Genomic DNA, 20585 nt, shown 5'->3' on the forward strand with positions numbered 1-20585 from the left:
GTCGAGCTGCTTCCGGGGGTTCAGTTTTCAATGGGCCGCGAGGGCTGCAGTGTCCCGTACGTAGCTCTGTCCTGTCGAGGTCCGTCCGGGGGTAACGCTCTGAGCGGCACCTTACATGTAATCGCTGTGTGTGCAAATTCCGGGAGTTTGTAAGCCCCAACGAGCGGTCCGGGGGCCCTATGTTACGTCAAATGACGCCGACTTCCAGCTGGGGGAGGGGAGGCCGAACTCTGCCTCGATGCCTTCCCACACGGCGGCCTGGACGGGGCCGCCCATTGCCGGGTAGCCAGCGGCTTGCGCCGGATCAGCCTTCACATTCGACGCAGTAGGCGTGGCCGTCCTTTTCCCTGGCGACCTGGGACCGGTGCCGGACCAGGAAGCAGGACCAGCAGGTGAACTCGTCGTCAGCCTGGGGGATGACCTGGACGGTCAGCTCCTCGGCGATGAATTCGCCACCCGGGGTGAGCCCGTCAAGGACGTCGGCTTCGTCCAGTTCCAGAACGACGCTCTTCGCGTCCGGTGCCTTCGCGGTCTGCAGCGCTTCCAGGGAGCTGTCCTGGGATTCTTTGACGTCGCTGCGCAGTTCATCGTAATCAGTTGCCACTGAGGTGCTTCTCTTTTCTGTTGCGTTGGATGACCGGAGATGCAACATACACCATTGCGCCAATATTCCAATGTCAAAAGAGCCCATCAAGATTGCCACAGGATTCGCGCAGGTCCGTGCTGACCGGTGGACAGGCCTTTGAGGGGACACATAGGTTCGGCCGGGAGTACCGGATCAAATTCATACGGGGGGCGTTGTGGGTGCTGGCTGGCTGGGCCGTGTTTTAGGCGTGTTTGTAGCTCTTGCGGTTTTGATGGGGCTGGTTGGCTTGCCCTCGGCTTCGGCGGCCGGGGTGCTCACCGCGCCCGTACCAACCATTTCCGGCGCAGCGAAAGTGGGCGCCCGACTCACGGCTGTACCGGGGAGATGGGGACCTGCCCCCGTGACTCTGCGGTACCAATGGCTCCGCTCAGGCATCGCCGTCCCGGGGGCAACGGGTGCAAGCTATGTCGAAGGGCCGCTGGACCGGGGCAAGGTCCTGGCTGTCCGGGTCACCGGGTCCAAGACCGGATATGGAACGGTCGTCCGCACGAGCCGGGCGACAGCGGTCGTCGCCTATGGGACGCTCACCGGCCCGGTCCCAACAATCACCGGCACGGCCAGGCTGGGTATGCGTCTGACGGCCAACCCCGGAACCTGGGGTCCGGCGCCGGTGACCCTTCGCTACCAATGGTTGCGTGCCGGCACTGCCATCAGTGGCGCGACAAGCCAGGCGCACCTCGTGGCCGCCGCGGATGCCGGGAAGACCATCAGCGTTCGCGTCACCGGCACCAAAACCGGCTATTCCACCCTCGCGCGCACTAGCGGTACGGTAGCGGCCCCGACCGACCGGCTGGCTCCTGGCGCCGTCCTCCGTGCCAACGCGTCCCTGCTCTCGACGGACGGACGGTTCCGGTTGATCATGCAAGGGGACGGCAACCTCGTCGTCTACGGGCCCAACGGGGCTCTATGGGACACCAAGACCACAGGCGCCGGCAACTGGGCGGTCATGCAGGGCGACGGCAACCTTGTCGTCTACACCGCCGCCGGTAAGTCCCTGTGGGGGTCGGGGACCGATGGATTTGGGGCATCGACGCTGGTCATGCAGAACGACGGCAACCTCGTCGTCTACAGCGCCGGCTATCCGACGTGGGCCAGCTATGGGGGAGCCCAATTCTTCAAGGTGCAGCCTAATGCGACCCTGACAGCCAACGAGTGGCGCCTTTCTGTGGACCGCCGTTACCGGCTCATCATGCAGGGCGACGGAAACCTCGTGCTGTACGGGCCGTCCGGTGCCGTGTGGGCGACCGCCACCAGTGGGGCAGGCAACTGGGCCGTCATGCAGAGTGACGGCAACCTGGTCGTCTACACGGCAACGAATCGACCCATCTGGGACAGCCGGACGGCCGGACTCCCCGGCGGGGAGCTGCACGTCCAGACCGACAGCAATCTGGTGATCTACCAGGGCGGCAGGGTCGTGTGGACCCGTGCGAACGGTGCAGGCGCCGGAACCGCTCCAGCGCCGTCCGGTGGTGTGGCCACGGCCATCTCCGTCGCCCGCAGCAAAATCACCACCGGCCACTACGTCTGGGGCGGTGCGGGCCCGACAGGCTTTGACTGCTCCGGTCTTGTCCAGTTCTCCTTCGCCGCCGGCGGCATCTCCACGCCACGTGTCGCGACCCAGCAGTACGCGTCGGCTCCTAACAAGGTGCCAATCGCTCAGGCCCAGCCGGGTGACCTGGTGTTTTTCGGCAGCCCGGGGAACTTCTGGCACGTCGGCATCTACACGGGCAACGGGCGGATGGTGAACGCGCTAAACCCCGCCGTCGGAATTCTGGAGATGCCAATCAACCAGTTACTGGATACCAGCGGGCGGCCTGTCAGCGCCTACCCATACGTGGCCAGATACTGAGCGCGATGACCATTCTGCCCCGCTCCGGTGGGGCAGAATGGTCGCATGTGCGGACGCTACGTGATGAGCAGGGCCACCGGGGATCTCCTGACCCACTTCGACGCGAAAGAGGCCGAGGGGCAGGCCAGGCCGAGCTACAACATCGCGCCCACGCAGGACGTCCCGATCATCACCGAGAAACTGGACGAGGGCAGCCTGGAGCGCCGGCTGCTGATCGCCCGCTGGGGTCTGGTGCCGTCTTGGTCAAAAGACATGAAGATCGGTGCCCGATTAATCAATGCCAGGAGTGAGACAATCCTGGAGAAGCCGTCCTTCCGGCAGGCTGCGGTCAAAAGACGCGGGCTGCTTCCGGCGATGGGGTACTACGAGTGGCAGAAGACCCCGGACGGGAAGAAGATCCCCCACTACCTGTATTCCGAGACCGAAGACCTGCTCGCTTTCGCCGGGCTGTACGAATTCTGGCCGGACCCGTCCTTGCCGGAGGACGACCCGGAGCGGTGGCTGCTCAGCTGCACGGTGCTCACCACGACCGCCCAGGATTCTTTGGGGCACGTGCATGAGCGGGCCCCGGTCGTCATCCCCCGGGACATGTTCGGGGACTGGCTGGACCCCGGAACCACCGACAAGGCCGACATCCAGATGCTGCTGGACTCCGTTCCCGAGCCGGTTCTGACACCACAGGTGGTCAGCAGCAGGGTGAACAGCGTCCGCAACAATGGCCCGGAACTGATCGAACCGGCACCGCCTGAGGAAGCCGAATGACCGGGGGAGCGCGGGACGCTTCCGCCCGCCTGGCCGCGGCCGCGAAAGACCTCGCCAGGGCCACCCGGCGGCTGGATCAGCCCTCGGACAGTTATGCCGTGTTTGGGGATCTCCTGGACGCGCAGCGGTCACTGGAGCAGGTGCTGCGGCAACTGGCCGAATGGCACCGCTCCACCGTCAAAGGCGTCCATTACGCCGACCACCACGAGGAAAGCACTCTCGGGGTCATGACCGCGTCCGAGGAGCTGGACCTGGCCGCCCAGCAGGCCGAAGGGCTGAACGAAACCCTGTCCCGCGCGTATGGCGGCACCAGCGTCGTTCGCTGGTTCGACGGCGACGAAGAGGGCGACCGGGAGCGGCCAGCCGCCCCGGGGAAGGCGGAGGCCATCGCAGCAGCTTCCGCCGTGCCCAGCGACCTCGATAACACCGGCCTGTACGACATGACCGAGATTTTCTACCAGCACGGGTTCAATGAGCTGAGCATTGTGCTGCGGGACCTGCTGAATGCCGTGGAGGATGGGGACGTCTGAAGTCAGCCCCCGGTGACTGTCCGTCCTTCGTGGCCGGCCCATAGCGTTGGCCACTGATTCTTGTTGTCCTTTCATGCGCGTTCCCATGCGTAGACGCGCTTGGAATGGTTCCCATTTCGTCCGAGGGGTGGGTGGCAGGTAGGGAGTGAGCCTGTGACATAGCTTTCGACTCCGATGGATCATGCTCTTTTTGGGGGCGTCAAGAAGTCACCCCCGGTGTGGCTCCGACGGGTTTTCCTCGGCCTGGCGGAGCTTCTCGCTCCCCCTCAGGCGCGCAACCCCCTCCAGGAGGCGAGTGCGCAGCTTCGGAGTGAAGGCTCCCATATTGGTTTCTATGCGCCGGAACGGCCGAGGGGCGTCGTCGTGTTTGCGCTACCGCTGTCGCAGCAGCAGTGGGTCGGTCCTGCGCTGCCTGAACGAGTTTGGGGCCCGGCCAGCCGTCCGCCCGGCTCCGCCCAGCCCCGCCCACCCTCCGCCCAGCCCCCTGCCGGGCGGGAAAATCCTTGCAAATAAAGGGAAGGAGGCCCCTTATGAATGAATGACCAGTCTTAAGAGAGAAAACTATATATATAAGGGGAGGCCGGTGTTATTAGTTGTTGCTGCTCTCCAAACTAATAACACTTCCTCTCTCTGTATGTCCTCAGTTTTTCGGCCGGTCAGACCGGCGGGCCGGGCGGGCCCGGCAAAAACCGCGGAATCACGCGGATTTTGAGGGCATTCCCGGGGTCGGCCAGGCTGGGCGGGGGTTGGGCGGGAACCCGGAAAAGGGTGGGCGGGACGCCACAAAGCACCATTTTCGCCCCCCGGGGCAACTTGAATCGCAGAGTTCTGCACCACGGGGCGAGGTCAGAAGGTTGGTTCGCTCGCCCGCGCCAGCTTCAGCGGATCGACGTCCTCGGGCTTCGGGAACCGCTTCTTGATCTCCTCCAGACTCGGCAGGGCCTGGCCGCCGGGCCGGGGCTCGCCGCGGAGCCACTCCGCGCCGCACTTGGTGCACTTGAGCTTCTTCTGCGTGCCCGTAAGCAGTTCGACGAGCTCAATGTGCTCGTCAGTCTGGCAGTTAGCGAACCCGAGGAGAGCAAATTGCCACGGGCATACCTTCCAGACAAGCTGAGCAGACGGGGCAATCAAAAACGTCAGCAGTCCCGCCTCGCACCCTCGGGATCGGCAATGGTAGTGGCGGCACCTGTTCGCTTGCCCCGCAACGAAGTCGACTGTTCTCAGGGAAGTGTGTCATCCGTTAGCAGGAGTGACCGCAGATTCCGGCCGGGCTAATTTTGCTCAATGCTGTCATTCGGGGCAGTGCGTTCTTGATCGAGTTTCGACTTTCCAGCATTCAAAATGCGGTCGACATGCGATTGAGTCGCCTGATTGCAATGTTCCCTTTCGGATAGCGCAGCCTGCAACCATCCCGGGCCTTTGCGTACATCAACCTCGGGCGCGAGGCGCTCCAGCTCTCCCTCCTTAACCAAGACGACGCCTGCCTCGTCCAGCAGGGTGAGCAGAGCGCCCGCTGCCTTACGGGCGGTGCCTTTGAAAGCCGACATGCCATGCTCCTTGACGGAAGCCCAGGGTGACCCTTGTGTGCGAAGTTGGGCGAGGACGAGTTCTCTGTCACGATTCGAGAACTGAGTCTCTCGCTTGTCTTCGAGAGCGGAGACAATGGCGTCCAGCACATGACCGACCTTGGCCGGTTCCCGCCGTGCATTCAGGTCGACGGTGGCCGATTTCCACAGTTGTCCCATGTCGTCCGACCAAACACCGCCCACGGAATTGACCAGTACCTGAAGTTTCTTTTGATCGGAGAGCATGTCGAGGTCCGGGGCAGCGACGACCGGTACGTCCAGGGCGCTGAGTGCCGCTGACACCTTAGCCATGCCGTCCTTTCCGCCCGTTGGAACAAACAGGATCTCATTCCTAGGAAGGGGCCCGTCCTGACGCTCGTCGCAATCCATCGCCGCTGCGAGGTAAGCACAGTCGCCTTCCGCCTCCGCAACGACTACAAGGCGATGGAATAGCCCGTCCAAAACATTGGTGTACTTCAGTACGGGGTCGGTCCAAAGCTCCTTAAGCTGATCAGGGTCGAGCCGGCTTGCCTTGGTCGGACCGTCGCTCCTGGTCAGTCGGACAACCGAAACGTCTACGCCTGAGTCGAGGAGCCCAGTCAGAAAGCTCCGGTCGTGTGTAGCCACCAGGATCTGGAGGCTCGTCTTCACTGCCAACCGACCAAGTTCCACGCCTAGAGCGTGGGCTTGAGGCGGATGCAAAAATGCCTCGGGTTCGTCGATAATGACGACCTTGTAGGCTGCAGTCACGATTGGGAGTAGCTGACCCATCAAGCTCCGCATTCCGTCGCCTTGTTCATCTAGCGGCCGCAGATCAGCCATTCGCTGGCGGTACTCGACGGGAATGTCATCAATTCGAGGCGGCTCCAAACCCACTTCCCCGACGCGGAGGCGAAGGGTGCGACCAAGAGTATCGAGGGTTAGCGGCGGACCAAACACGTCACGAGAAACGGCGCTCACTTTGTCGAGGAGCAGCCTTGAGTCCTGTAGATAGTGAACGGGATGTTGTGGTGGATCTCCAACCGATTCACGCATTTCAGCGGCGCCCCCAATCCCAAATCGCCCTTGGGCGTTGCCATAAAACACAAGCCAACTCGTAAGAGCGCCAAGTGCGTGGAGCGGATTCTGCCAAGTCTGAGTAAGGATACCCGGGTGGTGGAGGCCTGTCTGTGCTCTCTGAAAGCCAGCGCTCGTGCCTTGAATCACAAAGCTCGCATTCTGACCCAGCCATGAAACGACGTCCGCTGGAGAACCAGGGCCATACAGTTCGAGTGACTCCACTGCGAGACGAGACTGTTCGGGCTGTCCGGGCTGCTCGGAGAGTTTCTCCCAGACCTCGCGGAGCACTGTCGACTTGCCAGCGTTGTTGGCACCGACAACGGCGGTTACACCCGCACGCTGCAACGGAATCGAATGACCACCGATCAGATCTATGCGGTCAATTGCGAAGTCGAAGTTGTTTGCATCACCACCCGTGAGGTGCGAATACCCGGGAAAAGCGGCTTCAAACCGTTCGGTCCAATCTTGCGTCAAAACGTCCCCTCGGTGCCGTCTTTGTCGGAAACCTCGTTGGCGCCCGCCTGTGCGCAGCGATTGTGCCTCCAACCGGCAGAAGCTCCCGGGTGCCTTCCAGGCTGCAGAAGACTGGTCGGAGTCTAGACTCGGGCCATGATCTCTTGCGCAACTACAGTCAAAGTGTGCCATAAGTGTGCCCTAGCGCCTTGGACGTCTTCGGGCTTAACCAGCGAAAAACCCCGGAAACCCCTAAATGTAGGGGCTGTCCGGGGTTTATCCCGAGCTTCCTATCAGAATCGAACTGATGACCTTTTCATTACGAGTGAAACGCTCTACCGACTGAGCTAAGGAAGCACCGCACCAATCAGCCGGGAAACCGGCCGGTTCATGCAAGAGACAACTGTAATAGAGTCCCCGCGTCCGGGTCAAAATGAGCGTCCAGCAGGTTGCGATTGACGTTGGCGGGACGTTCATTCCGCCGTCGGGTCCGGTTCAGGCCCGCAACAGCAACAGCCGCGATGCTGGAATGAAAAGCGTGGCGCAGCATGCCTGCGCACCAGCGGCAAAGGAGCTCAACCATGACACCAAACAGCGCAATCTCCACCGGCAGCGCGGTCCGTACCGCCATCTCCGCCGGTGCGGAGGCGGCAGAGCATGAACTGCCAGTCCGGCTCGCGGTGCTGGCCATGGTGGGTACAACCGTGTACGACGGCGGCCTCATGGACCGCGCGATGTCCCGCACGCTGGCGGAACAGGGGGTCGCGGCCGGCTCGGCGCGCTTCGAGGGCATGCTGCGCTACACGCGGGAGCGTTCCGGCATCTCCCGCATGACCGTTTTCGCTGAACTGTTCGACGATGCCCAGGCGGCGGCCAGCGCCAACAAGAAGTTCGAGCTGAACTGCGACGAACTCATCGCCGACGGCGGAGTCCGGGCCGTCCCCGGGGCGGAGGACACCATCGGCTGGCTCCGGGACGCCGGCATCAAGGTCTGCCTGGCCACCGGCTTCGGGCGCCACACGCAGAACATGGTGCTCGAGTCCCTGGGCTGGATGGGCCTGGCCGACCTTAGCCTGTGCCCCGCGGACGCCGGCCGGGGCAGGCCGTTCCCGGACATGGTTTTGACGGCGGTCCTGGCCTTGGACATTGACGACGTCCGGAAAGTGGCTGTGGTGGGGGACTCCGCCGCGGACATCCATTCCGGTCTCCGCGCCGGGGCATCGGTGGCTGCCGGGGTGCTGACCGGGTCTAACTCCGAGGCATCGCTTCGCGACGCCGGCGCCACCGACGTCCTGCCTTCCATCAAGGACCTTCCGGCACTCCTGGAGCGCCGCGCCTCCCGGCACTGAGGCGCCGGCAGAAGGAGTCACCAGCGAACTTAAACGCCCGGCGGCGGCCGGCGCGGCAATTGCTGCACCGGCCGCCGTCGGGCTTTACCCAGTCGGCACAGGGGTCAGCAGACGGTGTTGTCTGCCGGCTCTTTGCCGTCCACCAGGTACCTGTCCACCGCGTTCCTGATGCAGTTGTTGGACCGGCCGTACGCGGTGTGGCCCTCACCCTTGTAGGTCAGCAGGGACGCGTTGCCCAACTGCTTCCGCAGTTCGCTGGCCCAGTCCACCGGCGTTGCCGGGTCACCGGTGGTGCCGACGACGACGATTGGGGCGGAGCCGCTGTACTTCACCGGGGCCGGGGTCCGGATGTTCTTGTAAGGCCAGTCCGCGCAGTTCGCCCCGCCGTAGGCGAAGAAGTAGCCCAGCGTCGGGGCGGCCTCGCGGAGCCGCTGCTCTTCGGCGCGCATGGCCGAGGGGTCGCTGCTCGTGGGGTAGTCCAGGCAGTTGATGGCGCCGAAGGCGAACGTGGTGTTGGAGGTGTACTTGCCGTTGGGGGTACGGTCCGCACCCAGGTCAGCCAGCCGGAGCATGAGACTGACGTCGCCCTTCATGGCTGCGTCCAGTGCCTGCGTCAGTGCCGGCCAGCTCTCGTTGCCGTACAGCGGAACGACGAGGCCGCTCACGAAGGCGTTTCCTCCCACCAACCGGCCGTCCTTGGCGGTGCGCGGGGTCTGGACCACAGAGTTGATGAGGTCACGGATCTGCTCCACGCCGTCGTCGACCGTGCCGCTGAGCGGACAGCCTTCTTCCCCGAGGCAATGCTCAACGTAGGCGCGCAGCGCCTTCTCGAAGGCACGGGCCTGGCCCATGGTCAGGTCCTCGGCGCTGAGCGAGGGATCTATGGCACCATCGAGGACCATGCGCCCCACGTTGTCGGGGAACAGCGAAGCGTACGTGGAACCGAGGAAGGTCCCGTACGAGAAGCCCATGTAGTTCAGCTTGGAGTCGTTGAGCACGGCACGCAGGACGTCCAGGTCCTTGGCGGCGCTGACGGTGTCGATGTGTCCGAGCACCGGCCCGGTCTGGTCGGCGCACTTGGCCGCGATGGCCTTGTTGTCGGCGCGGAGCGTTGCCAGCCCGGCATCGGTTTCCGGGGCGTAGATCTTGGCGCGGGCTTCGTCCCGCTCCTTGTCGGTGAGGCAGGTGACGGGCGCCGACCGTTTGACGCCGCGCGGATCAAAGCCCACGAGGTCATAGTTGGCGCGTACGGTGTCGGAGAAATGACTGTTGCCCGCGTCCCTGACGAAGTCGTAGCCCGAGGCGCCCGGGCCGCCGGGGTTGATCAGCAGGCTGCCCTTCTTGTCCCCGGTGCTTGCGATCTTCACCGCAGCCAGTTCAATGGTGTCGCCGTCGGGTTTCGCGTAGTCGACAGGCACCTTGACCTTGGTGCACTGCATCTTGTCCTCGCAGGGCTCCCAGATGATCTTCTGGGAGTAGTAGGACTTCAGCCCCGCAGGTGCGGCCGCCGCTATGGAGGGGTCGGCCTGTCCGGTGGAGCCGTTCTGCGAGGACCCGTCGTGGGAAGAGCCGAGGGCACTGCACGATGCCAGCAGGACGGCCAGCGCCATGGCGCCGGCCGCCCGCATCCCGGCCGCGAGGGTCCGGGGTCGCGAGGACAGAGGCGGGGCAGACATCATGCGGTTTCTCCTTGTGGGCGGTGTCAGCTCGGTCAGGCAAAGGGCGGGCGGCGGCGTGGCTACTGGATCAGGCTTGCGGCCATTGACTCTACGGCCAGCAGCGGTGCGACGTTGGTGGTGGTGATCCGCTTGCGGGCGTTGTTGATGGCGTCCATCCGGGCGAGGGTCACGTCGGGCCCGGACCTTTGGGCAAACTCTTCCAGTTCGCTCCTCAGCTCAACGTTCACCAGTTCCACGGCGTTCCCCAGCTGGATGATCAGGACATCCCGGTAGAACGAGAGGAGGTCCGTCAGCGTGCGGTCCAGGGAATCCGTGACGGAGCGCTTGGCGCGCCGCTTTTGATCGTCCTCCAGCTGCCTGACCTGGCTGCGCATGGCCGGCGGCAGGGTCCCGGTTTCAGGGGCGCCGAGGGTGGCCAGCAGCGCGGCCTTTTCGGCGGCATCTCGTTCCTCATTGGAGCTCGTGGCTTCTTCGGTGGCGATCTTCACGAGCTTGTCCGCCATCATTACGGCGGCCGTGATGCCCCGCAGCCCCAGCGGGAACCGGACTGTCTCCAGGCGCCGCTCCCGGGCCTCGGCGTCGCGGGCCAAACGCCGGGCGATGCCCACGTGGCTCTGGGCCGCCCGGGCGGCGCGCTCGGCAAGGGCCGGATCCACGCCGTCGCGCTTCACCAGCAGGGCCGCGACGTCGGCGGCGGGCGGCAGCCGCAGCGCCACTGCCCGGCACCTCGAGCGGATGGTCACCAGGACGTCCGCGGGGGAGGGGGCACACAGCATCCAGATGGTGCGTGGGGTGGGCTCCTCGATGGCCTTGAGCAGCACGTTGGTGGTGCGTTCCGCCATCCGGTCGGCGTCCTCCACCACGATGATCCGCCAGCGTGCCGAGGACGGCCTGTTGCCGGCGGTGGCCACGAGTTCGCGGGCCTCTTCAATGGTGATGGTCACCTTTTCGGTGCGGACAAAGGAGACGTCGGCGTGGGTTTCACCCAGGATGGTCAGGCACGCCGGGCAGGTGCCGCAGCCGCGCCTGGTGACGTCGTCCTGGTCGCAGTTCAGGGCGGCGGCGAATGCCTTGGCTGCATTGGAACGGCCCGAGCCGGGGGGCCCGGTGAACAGCCAGGCGTGCGTGAGCCCTTCACCCTTGGATGCCTGCCGCAGCTGGGCGACCACGGCTGGCTGTCCCTGCAGGTCATCCCAGACGGTCATGGCTGCATGTCCCTTGCTGCAAGGAGCTTTTCGACCCGCTCCAGGATCAGACCCGCAATTTCCTCGACGGGCTGTCCTGCCTCGAGGACGAGGTAGCTCTCCGGGCGGGCCCCGGCGAGGTCCAGGAATGCCTGCCGGATCCGGGCGTGAAACTCGTCGGCTTCCGATTCCATCCGGTCCTCGGCGGCATCCCCGGCGGTGCGCCGGGTCCGCCCCTCGGCCGGGTGGACGTCCAGGAGCACCGTCAGGTCCGGCCGCAGCCCGGACGTGGCCCACTCATTGACACTGCGGACGGCGTCCGTGCCGAGGCCGCGGCCGGCGCCCTGGTACGCCACCGAGGAATCGATGTAGCGGTCGGTGAGCACCACCTCGCCGCGGGCGAGGGCCGGCCTGATGACCTGGGCGGCGTGCGCGGCCCGGGAGGCGGCGAAGATCAGGGCCTCGGTATGGGCGTCGATGTGGCCATGGCCGTGGTCCAGCACCAGCGAACGGAGCTTCTCGCCGATGGGCGTCCCGCCGGGTTCGCGGGTGCGCAGCACGGTGAGGCCGCGCGATTCCAGCGTGCCGGCCAGCCGGGCCGCCTGCGTTGACTTGCCGGCACCGTCACCGCCCTCGAAGGCGATGAAAAGTCCGGAACTCTGCATATTCACTTATCCAGCCTACCGATTTCCGCCGACGAAAATGCCCGGTGCCCGCCCCGGTACCTCCCCGGAAGCCGCCGCTTTCCGCGCGGGCAGGCAGCCAACGTACCCTGTGACCATGAGTCTTTCCGATCAGCACGCCGCCTCCCTGTCTGCCGAAACGGTGGTTGTGGCCGCCGGCCGTCCGCCCCGCGAACGCGATGCGCCCGTGAACCCGCCCATCGTGCTCTCCTCGACGTACTTCGGCACGGGCGCGCTGGACGATGGCGACCGGGGCTACGGCCGCTACTCGAACCCGACGTGGGACCCGTTCGAAGAGGCCCTCGGCCAGCTCGAAGGCGCGTCGCTGCCCGGCCTTCTTTACTCCTCCGGCCTGGCCGCCGTCAGCTCCGCACTCTCCCTGATTCCCAACGGGGGCGTCCTGGTGATGCCGTCCCACAGCTACTCGGGCTCGCTGGTCATGGCCGCCGAGCTGGCTGAGAAGGGCTTCCTGGAACTCCGCACCGTGGACATCGCCGATACTGACGCGGTCCGGGCCCGGATAGCGCCGCAGGACGGCAAAGCGGCGGACATGCTGTGGCTGGAAAGCCCCACCAACCCGATGCTCGGCATCGCGGACATCCGAGCCCTCACCCAGGCCGCGCACGACGCCGGCGCCGTCGTCGTCACGGACAATACTTTCTCCACGCCCCTGGTGCAGCAGCCGCTCAGCCTGGGATCCGACGTCGTTCTTCACTCGGTGACCAAGTACCTGGCCGGCCACTCCGACGTGGTGCTGGGCGCCCTGGTGACCTCTGACGCGAAACTGCGCCAAACCCTCCTTCACCACCGCATCATCCACGGCGGCATCGCCGGGCCCTTCGAAGCGTGGCTCGCGCTGCGCGGGCTGCGGACCCTGGCCCTGCGGATCGAGCGCTCGCAGGCGTCGGCAGCGGTGCTCGCCGAGCGCCTGAGCGCGCACCCGGCCCTGGAGAGCGTGCGCTACCCGGGCCTCGTGTCGGACCCCGGCCACGATCTGGCCAAGTCGCAAATGACGGGCTTCGGTTCCATCCTTTGCGTCCAGGTTGCCGCTGCCGGCGGGCTCAGCGCTTGCGAAACCGCGGACAAGCTGGTCCGCGCCCTGAACCTGTGGCTGCCTGCCACGTCACTCGGCGGGGTCGAGTCGCTCATCGAGCGGCGCCGCCGGCACGCCGCGGAACCGGCCAGCGTCCCCGAGAACCTGGTGCGGCTGAGCGTCGGGATCGAAAACGTCGAGGACCTGTGGGCCGATTTGAAGCAGGCGCTGGACGCGCTGGACCGATAGGCTGGGCTGGTGGACGGACGACTACTGATTTTCTACGTTGAGAGCACGGTCTACTACATCCTGGGGCTGATTGCTTTGGCCCTGGAGGTGTGGGCCTTCTTTGACTGCGTCCGCCACCGGCCCAACGCCTTTGAGGCTGTAGGCAAGCGGACCAAGACGTTCTGGCTGGCACTGACCGGCGGAAGCCTGGCCGTCGGAGCGCTGTCCGTGCTCGGCGGCGGGTCAGGCGGCCTCCTCGGCCCGCTGGGTCTCTTCGGTCTCGGAGCCGTGGTGGCGGCCTCCGTTTACCTGGCCGATGTCCGGCCGGCCGTGAAGGACGCGGGCCGCGGCGGCAGCCGTAACATGGGCCCGTACGGCCCCTGGTGACTAGCTGGGCGCCACAGCTTCCCAGCCGACCGTAAGTTCCCCGAGCCGCCAACGCGAGGGGCCATCATGTACCGGCCACCCGGCGTCGAGCAGTGCCCTGCACATGGCCGTCCACCGCTGCCGGTTTCCGAACGGCGCCAGCGGCGCCGCCTCCAGCCAGGCGCGGTCCATGGCCTGCAGCAGCAAATGGCTTCGTTCGCCGGGAACATTGCGGTGGATGAGGGCCTTGGGCAGGCGTTCCGCGACCTCCGACGGCAGCACGAAACTCCCGAACCGCACCGACATGGTGAGGCTTAGGGCACGCCCGGCATCGAGGGCAACCCAGGCAGAGCGGCGGCCGATCTCGTCGCACGTCCCGTCGATGAACAGGCCATCCGGAGCCAGCCGGCCCTGCACCAGTTCCCAGATGCCGCGGACGTCCGCTTCCTCGTACTGCCGCAGCACGTTGAACGCGCGCACAAACACCGGGTTCCCGGGCACCGGGAGTTCGAACCCGCCGTTGTGGAAACTCAGGCCGGGGCGCTCCAGGGGCTTCGCCGCGCGCACCCGTTCCGGTTCGATTTCGATTCCGCAGACGCGCACATCCGGCCGCACCGCCCGGAGCCGTTCAAAGAGTTCGACGGCGGTGGCCGGCGAGGCGCCGTAACCCAGGTCCACGACGAGCGGATCAGCAGCCCTCCGGAGCCGCCAGGCTTGCGGCCCGGCCAGCCAGCGGTCCAGCCGGCGCATGCGGTTCGGGTTGGTGGTGCCGCGGGTCACATTCCCCACCGGCTTGCCCCGGCTGCTCCGGTTGGTCACCACCCGTTCTGCTTTCTGCACCACGGCCCCAGCCTATCGGGCGGCGCCGGGATGCGGCCCGGTTCGGCGGCGCCGCCGCGTGATGTAACTCTCGGCGCCCGCAGGCCGCGCTCGGCTAGGATGAAAATCATGACTTACAAGTTGATTCTGCTGCGCCACGGCCACAGCGAATGGAACGCCAAGAACCTGTTCACCGGATGGGTGGACGTTGACCTGAACGACCAGGGCCGCGAGGAAGCAGCACGCGGTGGGGAACTGCTGGTTGAGAACAACATTCTCCCGGACATCCTCTACACGTCGCTCCTGAAGCGGGCCATCAACACAGCCAACATCTCCCTGGACAAGGCTGACCGCGGCTGGATCCCCGTCAAGCGCGACTGGCGCCTGAACGAGCGCCACTACGGTGCACTGCAGGGCAAGGACAAGGCACAGACCCTGGCCGAATTCGGCGAAGACCAGTTCATGCTGTGGCGCCGTTCCTACGACACCCCGCCGCCGCCCCTGGACGACAGCAGCGAGTTCTCCCAGTCCCGCGACCCGCGCTACAAGGACCTCGGCGACGACCTGCCCCGCACCGAGTGCCTCAAGGACGTCCTCATCCGCCTGCTCCCTTACTGGGAATCGGACATCAAGGAAGACCTGAAGGCCGGCAAGACCGTCCTGGTCACCGCCCACGGCAACTCCCTGCGCGCCCTGGTCAAGCACCTTGACGGGATCAGCGACGACGACATTGCCAGCCTGAACATCCCCACCGGCATCCCGCTGGTCTACGACCTGGACGAGAACTTCCAGCCGATCACCCGTGGCGGCACCTACCTCGATCCCGAGGCCGCCGAACAGGCCATCCTGGCCGTCGCCAACCAGGGCAAGAAGTAGCTTCTGCCAGCCCCTGGCTGAGCCTGTCGAAACCAAAAAACGGACGACGCCGGCCGGTCACCTGAGGTGACCAGCCGGCGTCGTCCGTTCGTTTCACTGGAGTTTTTGTCCACGTATTGGCCTCAAGACGCCCGGAGGGGCCAATGCGTGGACAAAAACCCGAAGGTGTTGCCTGGCCCGGCTTGGTTTCTAGCCGTGCTCGATGCTGTTCGGGTGCCACGCACCGGTCACGAGGTAGGTGACCTTCTGGGCCACGGACACGCCGTGGTCGGCGAACCGCTCGAAGTAGCGGCTGGCCAGGGCCACGTCCACGGTGGTGGCCGGGGTTTCCTGCCAGTCGGGGCGTGCGATCGCCTTGAAGACGCTGAGGTGGAGGTCGTTTACCGCGGAGTTGGCCTTGAGGATGTCGCGGGCAACCTCGAGGTTGCGGGTCTCCAGCAGTTCGGTGAGCTTGTTGGCGATCTCGATGTCATGCTCGGCGAAGCTCTTAAACGTCCCGGTCAGCGACTCGGGAATCACCATGGAGGGGAACCGCAGCCGGGCGAGCTGGGCAATGTGGCGGGCGAGGTCGCCCATCCGCTCCAGGGAGGCGCTCATCCGCAGCGAGCCGACGATCATGCGCAGGTCACTGGCCACGGGGCCCTGCAGCGCGAGGATGTCGATGGCGCGCTCGTCGAGGCTGTTCTGCAGGAAGTCGATCCTGGCGTCCGCGGCGATGACGTCCTGGGCCAGGTCGACGTCGGCACTCTCGAACGAGGTGGTAGCCTTGCCGATCGCTTCGCTGACCAGCTTTGAAATCTCGATGAGGTCCTCGCCCACGTGGGCCAGCTCCTCCTGAAAAACCTTGCGCACGTAGGCGTCCTTTCCTTGGAAACTCCGCCCCGCCGCGGCGGTCAGAATTTCGTGTCACCGTTCCGGCAGTCCAACCGCACACTCTTCCAGTGTTCGGTGAACTGTTGCACATCTCAAGATGAACGTTAGCTGAATCCGCCCCGCGTGGGCCGTTTGTCGGATATTGGGGCTTTCCGGAAGCATAAGCTGGAGGCGTGGATCCAATGCTCTTAGGTGTCATCGCCGGCCTGCTGGGCCTGTCGTTCGGCGTCTTTGGCGTGCTCGCTTTCCGTGCCAGCGAGAAGCAGCGCGAGCTCGTGGACATCGAGTACGACGAACCGGCGCTGCCCCAGGGCTCCGCCGAAGTCCTCGCCGTCGTCGGCCAGGCGTTCGTGGTGGTGGACGCGATCGACGGCGTCGTCCGGGCAAGCCCGGCGGCCTACGCCTACGGCCTGGTGCGCGGACACACCGTGGTGCACCGCGAGCTGCTGGACATGACGGCGAACGTCCGGCGCGACGGCGTCATCCTGGAGAGGCAGCTTGAGCTGCCCCGGGGGCCGCTCGGCCAGGGCACCCTCATCGTGCAGGTCAGGGCAGCAATGCTTGGTGAGGAATATATCGTCCTGCTGGCCGATGACCGCACCGAGATCACCCGGACAGAGGAGATCCGCAACGATTTCGTGGCCAACGTGTCCCACGAACTGAAGACCCCGGTGGGAGCCATCTCGCTGCTGGCTGAAGCGCTGGAATCATCGGCGGACGACGAGGACGCCGTCCGCCGCTTCGCGAAACGCATGCACAAGGAGTCGGCCCGCCTCGCCGCGCTGGTGCAGGACATCATTGAACTGTCGCGGCTGCAGGGCGCCAACGTCGCGCGGCAGGGGCACCCTGTCGATATCAACGACGTCATCTCCGAAGCCGTGGACCGGTCGCAGCTGCCCGCCGAGAGCAAGAACATCCAGATCGTCATCGGCGGCCGCGCGGAGGCCAAGGTCTACGGCGACCGGGACCTGCTGGTCACGGCGCTGCGCAACCTCATCGACAACGCCATCCGGTACTCGCCGGAAAACACCCGCGTGGGCATCGGCGTGCGGTCCAAAGAGGGCCTGGTTTCCGTCTCCGTGACGGACCAGGGCGAAGGCCTGTCACCCGAGGACCAGGAGCGGGTGTTCGAGCGCTTCTACCGGGTGGATGCGGCCCGTTCCCGCCACACCGGTGGAACGGGCCTGGGCCTGAGCATCGTCAAGCACGTTGTTTCTAACCACGGCGGCGAAGTCACGCTCTGGTCCCAGCCCGGCCAAGGGTCCACCTTCACCCTCCGGCTGCCGGAGATGGAAGGCCAGGAAGACGAGCCAGCACCTGAACCGCGCCCCCTACCCGCCAGGGAAGCCACAGCGCCGGCACCCGCCTCACCGGAGGCCCAGCCCGAACGGCCGCAGGCCAAGGAACCGCACGACGCCGCCGGCGTCCATGAACGAGGAGCTAACGCTTGAGCAGGATTCTTATTGTCGAGGACGAGGAGTCGTTCAGCGATCCCCTGTCCTATCTACTGGGCAAGGAAGGGTTCGAAGTGGAGGTCGTGGACAACGGCCTCGACGCCATCACGGAATTCGACCGCAACGGGGCAGATCTCGTGCTGCTCGACCTGCAGTTGCCCGGACAGTCCGGCACGGAGGTCTGCCGGCAGCTGCGGCAGCGCTCCACCGTCCCCGTCATCATGCTGACCGCCAAGGACACCGAGATCGACAAGGTGGTCGGGCTGGAGCTGGGCGCTGATGACTACGTCACCAAGCCCTACTCCTCCCGTGAGCTGGTTGCCCGTGTCCGCGCGGTGCTGCGCCGGCAGGGCGAGCCGGAGGAACTCATTTCATCCACCGTCCACGCCGGTCCGGTGCGGATGGACATTGAACGGCACGTGGTGAGTGTCGACGGCGAGCAGGTGTCACTGCCGCTGAAGGAGTTTGAACTGCTGGAGATGCTGCTGCGAAACTCCGGCCGCGTGCTGACCCGGGGCCAGCTGATTGACCGGGTCTGGGGCTCCGACTACGTGGGCGACACGAAAACGCTGGATGTCCACGTGAAGCGGCTGCGCAGCAAGATCGAACCGGACCCCTCCCTGCCGCGCTACCTGGTCACCGTGCGCGGACTGGGCTACAAGTTCGAACCCTAGAGGCTGGCCGCTGCCGGGGGAGTGGTCCAGGGTGGGGCACGACAAGGCAGCGACAAGACGAAGAAGGAGGGGTTCCCGGCCGGGAACCCCTCCTTCTTCTCTGACCGGCCTTGCCGGCCGGCGCTGCTAGTGGCTTTCGGTGGGCGTGGCCGACGCGGATTCGCCCGGCGTCGCGGTTTCACCCGGCGTTGCAGACTGGCTCGGAGTGGCGGACTCGCTGGGCGTGCCGCCCGGCAGGTAGGCGGCGTATTCCTTCAGCGTGCCGTCCACCACAGGAATCTTCACAGTCTTGTTGACGTTGGTTGCATCCTCGGTCACCTGGACGTCCACGAGGGTTCCGGGCTTGCCGCCGGACGTGCTCAGGGTGGCGGCGTCTGTGGACTGGTTCAGCAGGGTGTAGGAGTTCTGCTTGACCGGAACTTCGGTCTGCGCGCCTTCGGCTCCCTTGAAGGTGACCTTGACGTCCTTCGAGGAGGAGTTGTAGACGGCGCCGATGACGCGGCCCGGCTGGTTCTCGCCGGCGGAGACGATCAGCATGTTGCGCAGCTGAACCGGTCCGACGTCGGTACGGATTCCGTCGGAGGCGACGTACTGGTGAGAGGTTTGCTGGGCGTTGATGTAGCCGCAGCCCGTCAGGGCCAGCAGGCCGGCGCTCAGGGCGGCTGCCGCCATTGCCATCTTGCCGCTCTGGCCCCGGTTCATCGCAGTGAAACGCACGTCACGCACTCCTCGAAAAGTCTTTGAAACAGTTTTCAGGCATAGCCTATCGGCAAAGAGCGTCAAACAAGGATTCGGCCCCTCCACATGACCGCCCCCTCTAACGCCGGCCTGGGGCTCCGCACGCCGTCCCCGAAGGCCCGCAACTACCCGCGCGTAACGCTTGTGGGGGCGTGTGCAATGCACTATTGTTCGCATTCGTCAAGGGGTCTGGGCCGCTGATTTGGGCCATTTTCCGCGGAATTACGGGGTTCCCGGGCCGTATCCATGCCAGTCATATGCCTTAATCGTGATAAACTGGTCTGCGGGAAAGGGGAAAGTCCACATGGTTTTTGAGGTCGGCGAGACAGTAGTTTACCCTCACCACGGTGCAGCAAAAATTGAAGAGATCAAGATGCGCACTGTCAAGGGCGAAGAGAAGATGTATCTCAAGCTCAAGGTGGCTCAGGGTGATCTGACCATTGAAGTTCCAGCAGAGAACGTTGACCTCGTTGGGGTACGCGACGTAGTGGGCAAAGACGGTTTGGAGCACGTGTTTGATGTGCTCCGTGCCGAGTTCACTGAGGAGCCCACCAACTGGTCGCGTCGTTACAAGGCAAATCTGGAGAAGCTTGCTTCCGGTGACGTCATCAAGGTTGCAGAGGTCGTCCGCGACCTGTGGCGCCGGGATCACGACCGGGGCCTTTCCGCAGGCGAGAAGCGTATGCTGGCCAAGGCCCGGCAGATTCTGATCTCAGAATTGGCTCTGGCTGAAAAGACCGACGAAGAGAAGGCTGCCAGCGTTCTCGACGAGGTCCTGGCTTCCTAAGTAGTAGGAGCTTCCTAACAAGAATTGAACCCCGGTGGCAAGGTGCCGCCGGGGTTTCTTCTTGCCCAAAATTACCCAGCCCGGAAGTCCGCATGTAGGTCGCAGTTGAGGGCGTTCCCAGCGCCGGGACCGGCCTCAACCGCGACCGGGTTGGGAGATGGAGGGGGAGTGCGGCCGGGACGTAGGCTAGAGCGCATGAACACTGTACCCAAGCGCCCCGTGACCGCCGTGATCCTCGTCGCCGCCGGTTCCGGGCAGAGGCTGGGGTACGGCATGCCGAAGGCCGCAGTGCCGCTGGGCGGTGAACCGATCCTTATGCATGCGCTCCGCGGAATCGTCGCGGCCGGCATTGCCAGCCAGGTGTGCATCGCGCTCCCGGCCGGTGATGAGGAGCTTCGCCGGCTCTGCGAGGACTTCCGGGTGGAACTGGTCGACGGCGGCCCGCTCCTGACCATGGTCGACGGCGGGGCCTCCCGGGCGGATTCGGTCCGTTCCGCCCTGGCCGCCGTGGAGGACGGTACGGAGGCGGTCCTGGTCCACGACGCCGCACGTGCCCTGACGCCCGAGCAGGTCTTCCACCGTGTGGCCCAGGCCCTGGCTGCCGGCGCGGATGCTGTGATCCCGGTGATCCCCGTGGTGGACACCGTCAAGACGGTCGCCGCCACCGAGGGGCCGGCCACGGACATCGCACCTGAACTCGTCACCGGAACGGCTCCCCGCGGGGAGCTCCGGGCAGTCCAGACCCCGCAGGGCTTCAGGCTCTCCGTCCTGCGGCAGGCGCACCAGGCAGCCTCCGGCTTCGATGAGCGCCAGGCCTCCGCGGTCACCGATGACGCGATGCTGGTGGAGCTTCTCGGCGTGCCGGTGCATGCCGTCCGCGGGGCCAGCCAGTCCCTGAAAATCACCACGCCGCTGGACCTCATCATCGCCGAGGGCCTGCTCGAAGGCCCCCTGGGCGCCCGCTGGGTGGAGGGCTGA

Annotated in this window: 20 protein-coding genes and 1 tRNA gene; 11 read left to right on the forward strand and 10 right to left on the reverse strand. The window is 65.4% G+C overall.

Features of this window, described 5'->3' with window-relative positions; genetic code table 11:
• Positions 1 to 304: 304 nt before the first annotated feature.
• The gene (locus ACFTSA_RS13965) at positions 305 to 604 is read right to left on the reverse strand and encodes a DUF4193 domain-containing protein (protein ID WP_377952008.1); all 300 of its coding nucleotides are present in this window, start codon (positions 602 to 604) and stop codon (positions 305 to 307) included.
• A 382-nt stretch (positions 605 to 986) separates the two neighbouring features.
• Between ACFTSA_RS13965 and ACFTSA_RS13970 the strand changes: the two genes are divergently transcribed.
• The 3 genes from ACFTSA_RS13970 to ACFTSA_RS13980 are packed head-to-tail and all read left to right on the forward strand — an operon-like array spanning position 987 to position 3787.
• The gene (locus ACFTSA_RS13970; protein ID WP_377952009.1) at positions 987 to 2495 is read left to right on the forward strand and encodes an NlpC/P60 family protein; all 1509 of its coding nucleotides are present in this window, start codon (positions 987 to 989) and stop codon (positions 2493 to 2495) included.
• A 45-nt stretch (positions 2496 to 2540) separates the two neighbouring features.
• The gene (locus ACFTSA_RS13975; RefSeq protein ID WP_377952010.1) at positions 2541 to 3257 is read left to right on the forward strand and encodes an SOS response-associated peptidase; all 717 of its coding nucleotides are present in this window, start codon (positions 2541 to 2543) and stop codon (positions 3255 to 3257) included.
• Positions 3254 to 3787 carry a hypothetical protein gene (locus tag ACFTSA_RS13980; protein ID WP_377952011.1) on the forward strand — a complete coding sequence of 178 codons (534 nt, stop codon included), beginning with the start codon at positions 3254 to 3256 and terminating at the stop codon, positions 3785 to 3787. Before ACFTSA_RS13975 ends, ACFTSA_RS13980 begins: the two co-directional genes overlap by 4 nt.
• A gap of 846 nt (positions 3788 to 4633) precedes the next feature.
• Here the strand turns inward: ACFTSA_RS13980 and ACFTSA_RS13985 are convergent.
• From ACFTSA_RS13985 to ACFTSA_RS13995, 3 genes are all read right to left on the reverse strand, one after another.
• A complete protein-coding gene (locus tag ACFTSA_RS13985) occupies positions 4634 to 4918 on the reverse strand; it encodes a hypothetical protein (protein ID WP_377952013.1) in 285 nt (94 codons plus the stop codon).
• A gap of 140 nt (positions 4919 to 5058) precedes the next feature.
• Complete coding sequence (locus ACFTSA_RS13990) at positions 5059 to 6885, reverse strand: ATP-dependent endonuclease (RefSeq protein WP_377952015.1); 1827 nt, start codon at positions 6883 to 6885, stop codon at positions 5059 to 5061.
• 263 nt (positions 6886 to 7148) lie between these two features.
• Positions 7149 to 7221 (reverse strand) — tRNA-Thr (locus tag ACFTSA_RS13995).
• A gap of 224 nt (positions 7222 to 7445) precedes the next feature.
• On the opposite strand from ACFTSA_RS13995, the gene ACFTSA_RS14000 reads away from it, so the two are divergent.
• Positions 7446 to 8213, forward strand: coding sequence for an HAD family hydrolase (locus tag ACFTSA_RS14000; protein WP_377952017.1), 768 nt, complete (start codon positions 7446 to 7448; stop codon positions 8211 to 8213).
• A 104-nt stretch (positions 8214 to 8317) separates the two neighbouring features.
• Here the strand turns inward: ACFTSA_RS14000 and ACFTSA_RS14005 are convergent, their stop codons facing one another.
• The 3 genes from ACFTSA_RS14005 to tmk all read right to left on the reverse strand — a co-directional run bounded on the left by ACFTSA_RS14005 (position 8318) and on the right by tmk (position 11741).
• The gene (locus tag ACFTSA_RS14005; protein ID WP_377952054.1) at positions 8318 to 9889 is read right to left on the reverse strand and encodes an alpha/beta hydrolase; all 1572 of its coding nucleotides are present in this window, start codon (positions 9887 to 9889) and stop codon (positions 8318 to 8320) included.
• Positions 9890 to 9951: 62 nt separating this feature from the next.
• Entirely contained in the window at positions 9952 to 11097 is a 1146-nt protein-coding gene (locus ACFTSA_RS14010) for a DNA polymerase III subunit delta' (RefSeq protein ID WP_377952019.1), read from the reverse strand.
• On the reverse strand, positions 11094 to 11741 hold the full coding sequence (gene tmk, locus ACFTSA_RS14015) for a dTMP kinase (protein WP_377952055.1): 648 nt from the start codon (positions 11739 to 11741) through the stop codon (positions 11094 to 11096). Before tmk ends, ACFTSA_RS14010 begins: the two co-directional genes overlap by 4 nt.
• 115 nt (positions 11742 to 11856) lie before the next feature.
• Between tmk and ACFTSA_RS14020 the strand changes: the two genes are divergently transcribed.
• A complete protein-coding gene (locus ACFTSA_RS14020) occupies positions 11857 to 13041 on the forward strand; it encodes a trans-sulfuration enzyme family protein (protein WP_377952020.1) in 1185 nt (394 codons plus the stop codon).
• Positions 13042 to 13050: 9 nt separating this feature from the next.
• Positions 13051 to 13407, forward strand: coding sequence for a DUF2516 family protein (locus ACFTSA_RS14025; protein WP_102972649.1), 357 nt, complete (start codon positions 13051 to 13053; stop codon positions 13405 to 13407).
• Here ACFTSA_RS14025 and ACFTSA_RS14030 read toward each other — a convergent pair whose 3' ends face one another.
• Positions 13408 to 14229, reverse strand: a complete 822-nt coding sequence (locus ACFTSA_RS14030; RefSeq protein WP_377952022.1) for a class I SAM-dependent methyltransferase — start codon at positions 14227 to 14229, stop codon at positions 13408 to 13410.
• A 105-nt stretch (positions 14230 to 14334) separates the two neighbouring features.
• On the opposite strand from ACFTSA_RS14030, the gene ACFTSA_RS14035 reads away from it, so the two are divergent.
• Positions 14335 to 15081 (forward strand): phosphoglyceromutase, encoded by a 747-nt coding sequence (locus ACFTSA_RS14035; RefSeq protein ID WP_377952023.1) that lies wholly within the window; start codon positions 14335 to 14337, stop codon positions 15079 to 15081.
• Positions 15082 to 15270: 189 nt separating this feature from the next.
• On the opposite strand, the gene phoU is transcribed toward ACFTSA_RS14035, so the two are convergent.
• Complete coding sequence (gene phoU, locus ACFTSA_RS14040) at positions 15271 to 15933, reverse strand: phosphate signaling complex protein PhoU (RefSeq protein WP_377952025.1); 663 nt, start codon at positions 15931 to 15933, stop codon at positions 15271 to 15273.
• 203 nt (positions 15934 to 16136) lie between these two features.
• Between phoU and ACFTSA_RS14045 the strand changes: the two genes are divergently transcribed.
• Both ACFTSA_RS14045 and ACFTSA_RS14050 read left to right on the forward strand, forming a co-directional pair.
• The gene (locus ACFTSA_RS14045) at positions 16137 to 17405 is read left to right on the forward strand and encodes a sensor histidine kinase (protein WP_377952056.1); all 1269 of its coding nucleotides are present in this window, start codon (positions 16137 to 16139) and stop codon (positions 17403 to 17405) included.
• Positions 17402 to 18082: a response regulator transcription factor gene (locus tag ACFTSA_RS14050; RefSeq protein WP_003801167.1), complete on the forward strand. Its 681-nt coding sequence runs from the start codon at positions 17402 to 17404 to the stop codon at positions 18080 to 18082. The genes ACFTSA_RS14045 and ACFTSA_RS14050 overlap by 4 nt, the downstream gene beginning before the upstream one ends.
• A 126-nt stretch (positions 18083 to 18208) precedes the next feature.
• On the opposite strand, the gene ACFTSA_RS14055 is transcribed toward ACFTSA_RS14050, so the two are convergent.
• On the reverse strand, positions 18209 to 18799 hold the full coding sequence (locus ACFTSA_RS14055) for a hypothetical protein (protein ID WP_377952027.1): 591 nt from the start codon (positions 18797 to 18799) through the stop codon (positions 18209 to 18211).
• Between the two features lie 325 nt (positions 18800 to 19124).
• On the opposite strand from ACFTSA_RS14055, the gene ACFTSA_RS14060 reads away from it, so the two are divergent.
• Together ACFTSA_RS14060 and ispD are read left to right on the forward strand one after the other, a co-directional pair.
• Positions 19125 to 19607: a CarD family transcriptional regulator gene (locus ACFTSA_RS14060; protein ID WP_003801164.1), complete on the forward strand. Its 483-nt coding sequence runs from the start codon at positions 19125 to 19127 to the stop codon at positions 19605 to 19607.
• Positions 19608 to 19802: 195 nt separating this feature from the next.
• Positions 19803 to 20585: a 2-C-methyl-D-erythritol 4-phosphate cytidylyltransferase gene (gene ispD, locus ACFTSA_RS14065; protein ID WP_377952029.1), complete on the forward strand. Its 783-nt coding sequence runs from the start codon at positions 19803 to 19805 to the stop codon at positions 20583 to 20585.

It is taken from the genome of Arthrobacter sp. NPDC057013, from assembly GCF_042674585.1.
Classification (GTDB): domain Bacteria; phylum Actinomycetota; class Actinomycetes; order Actinomycetales; family Micrococcaceae; genus Arthrobacter.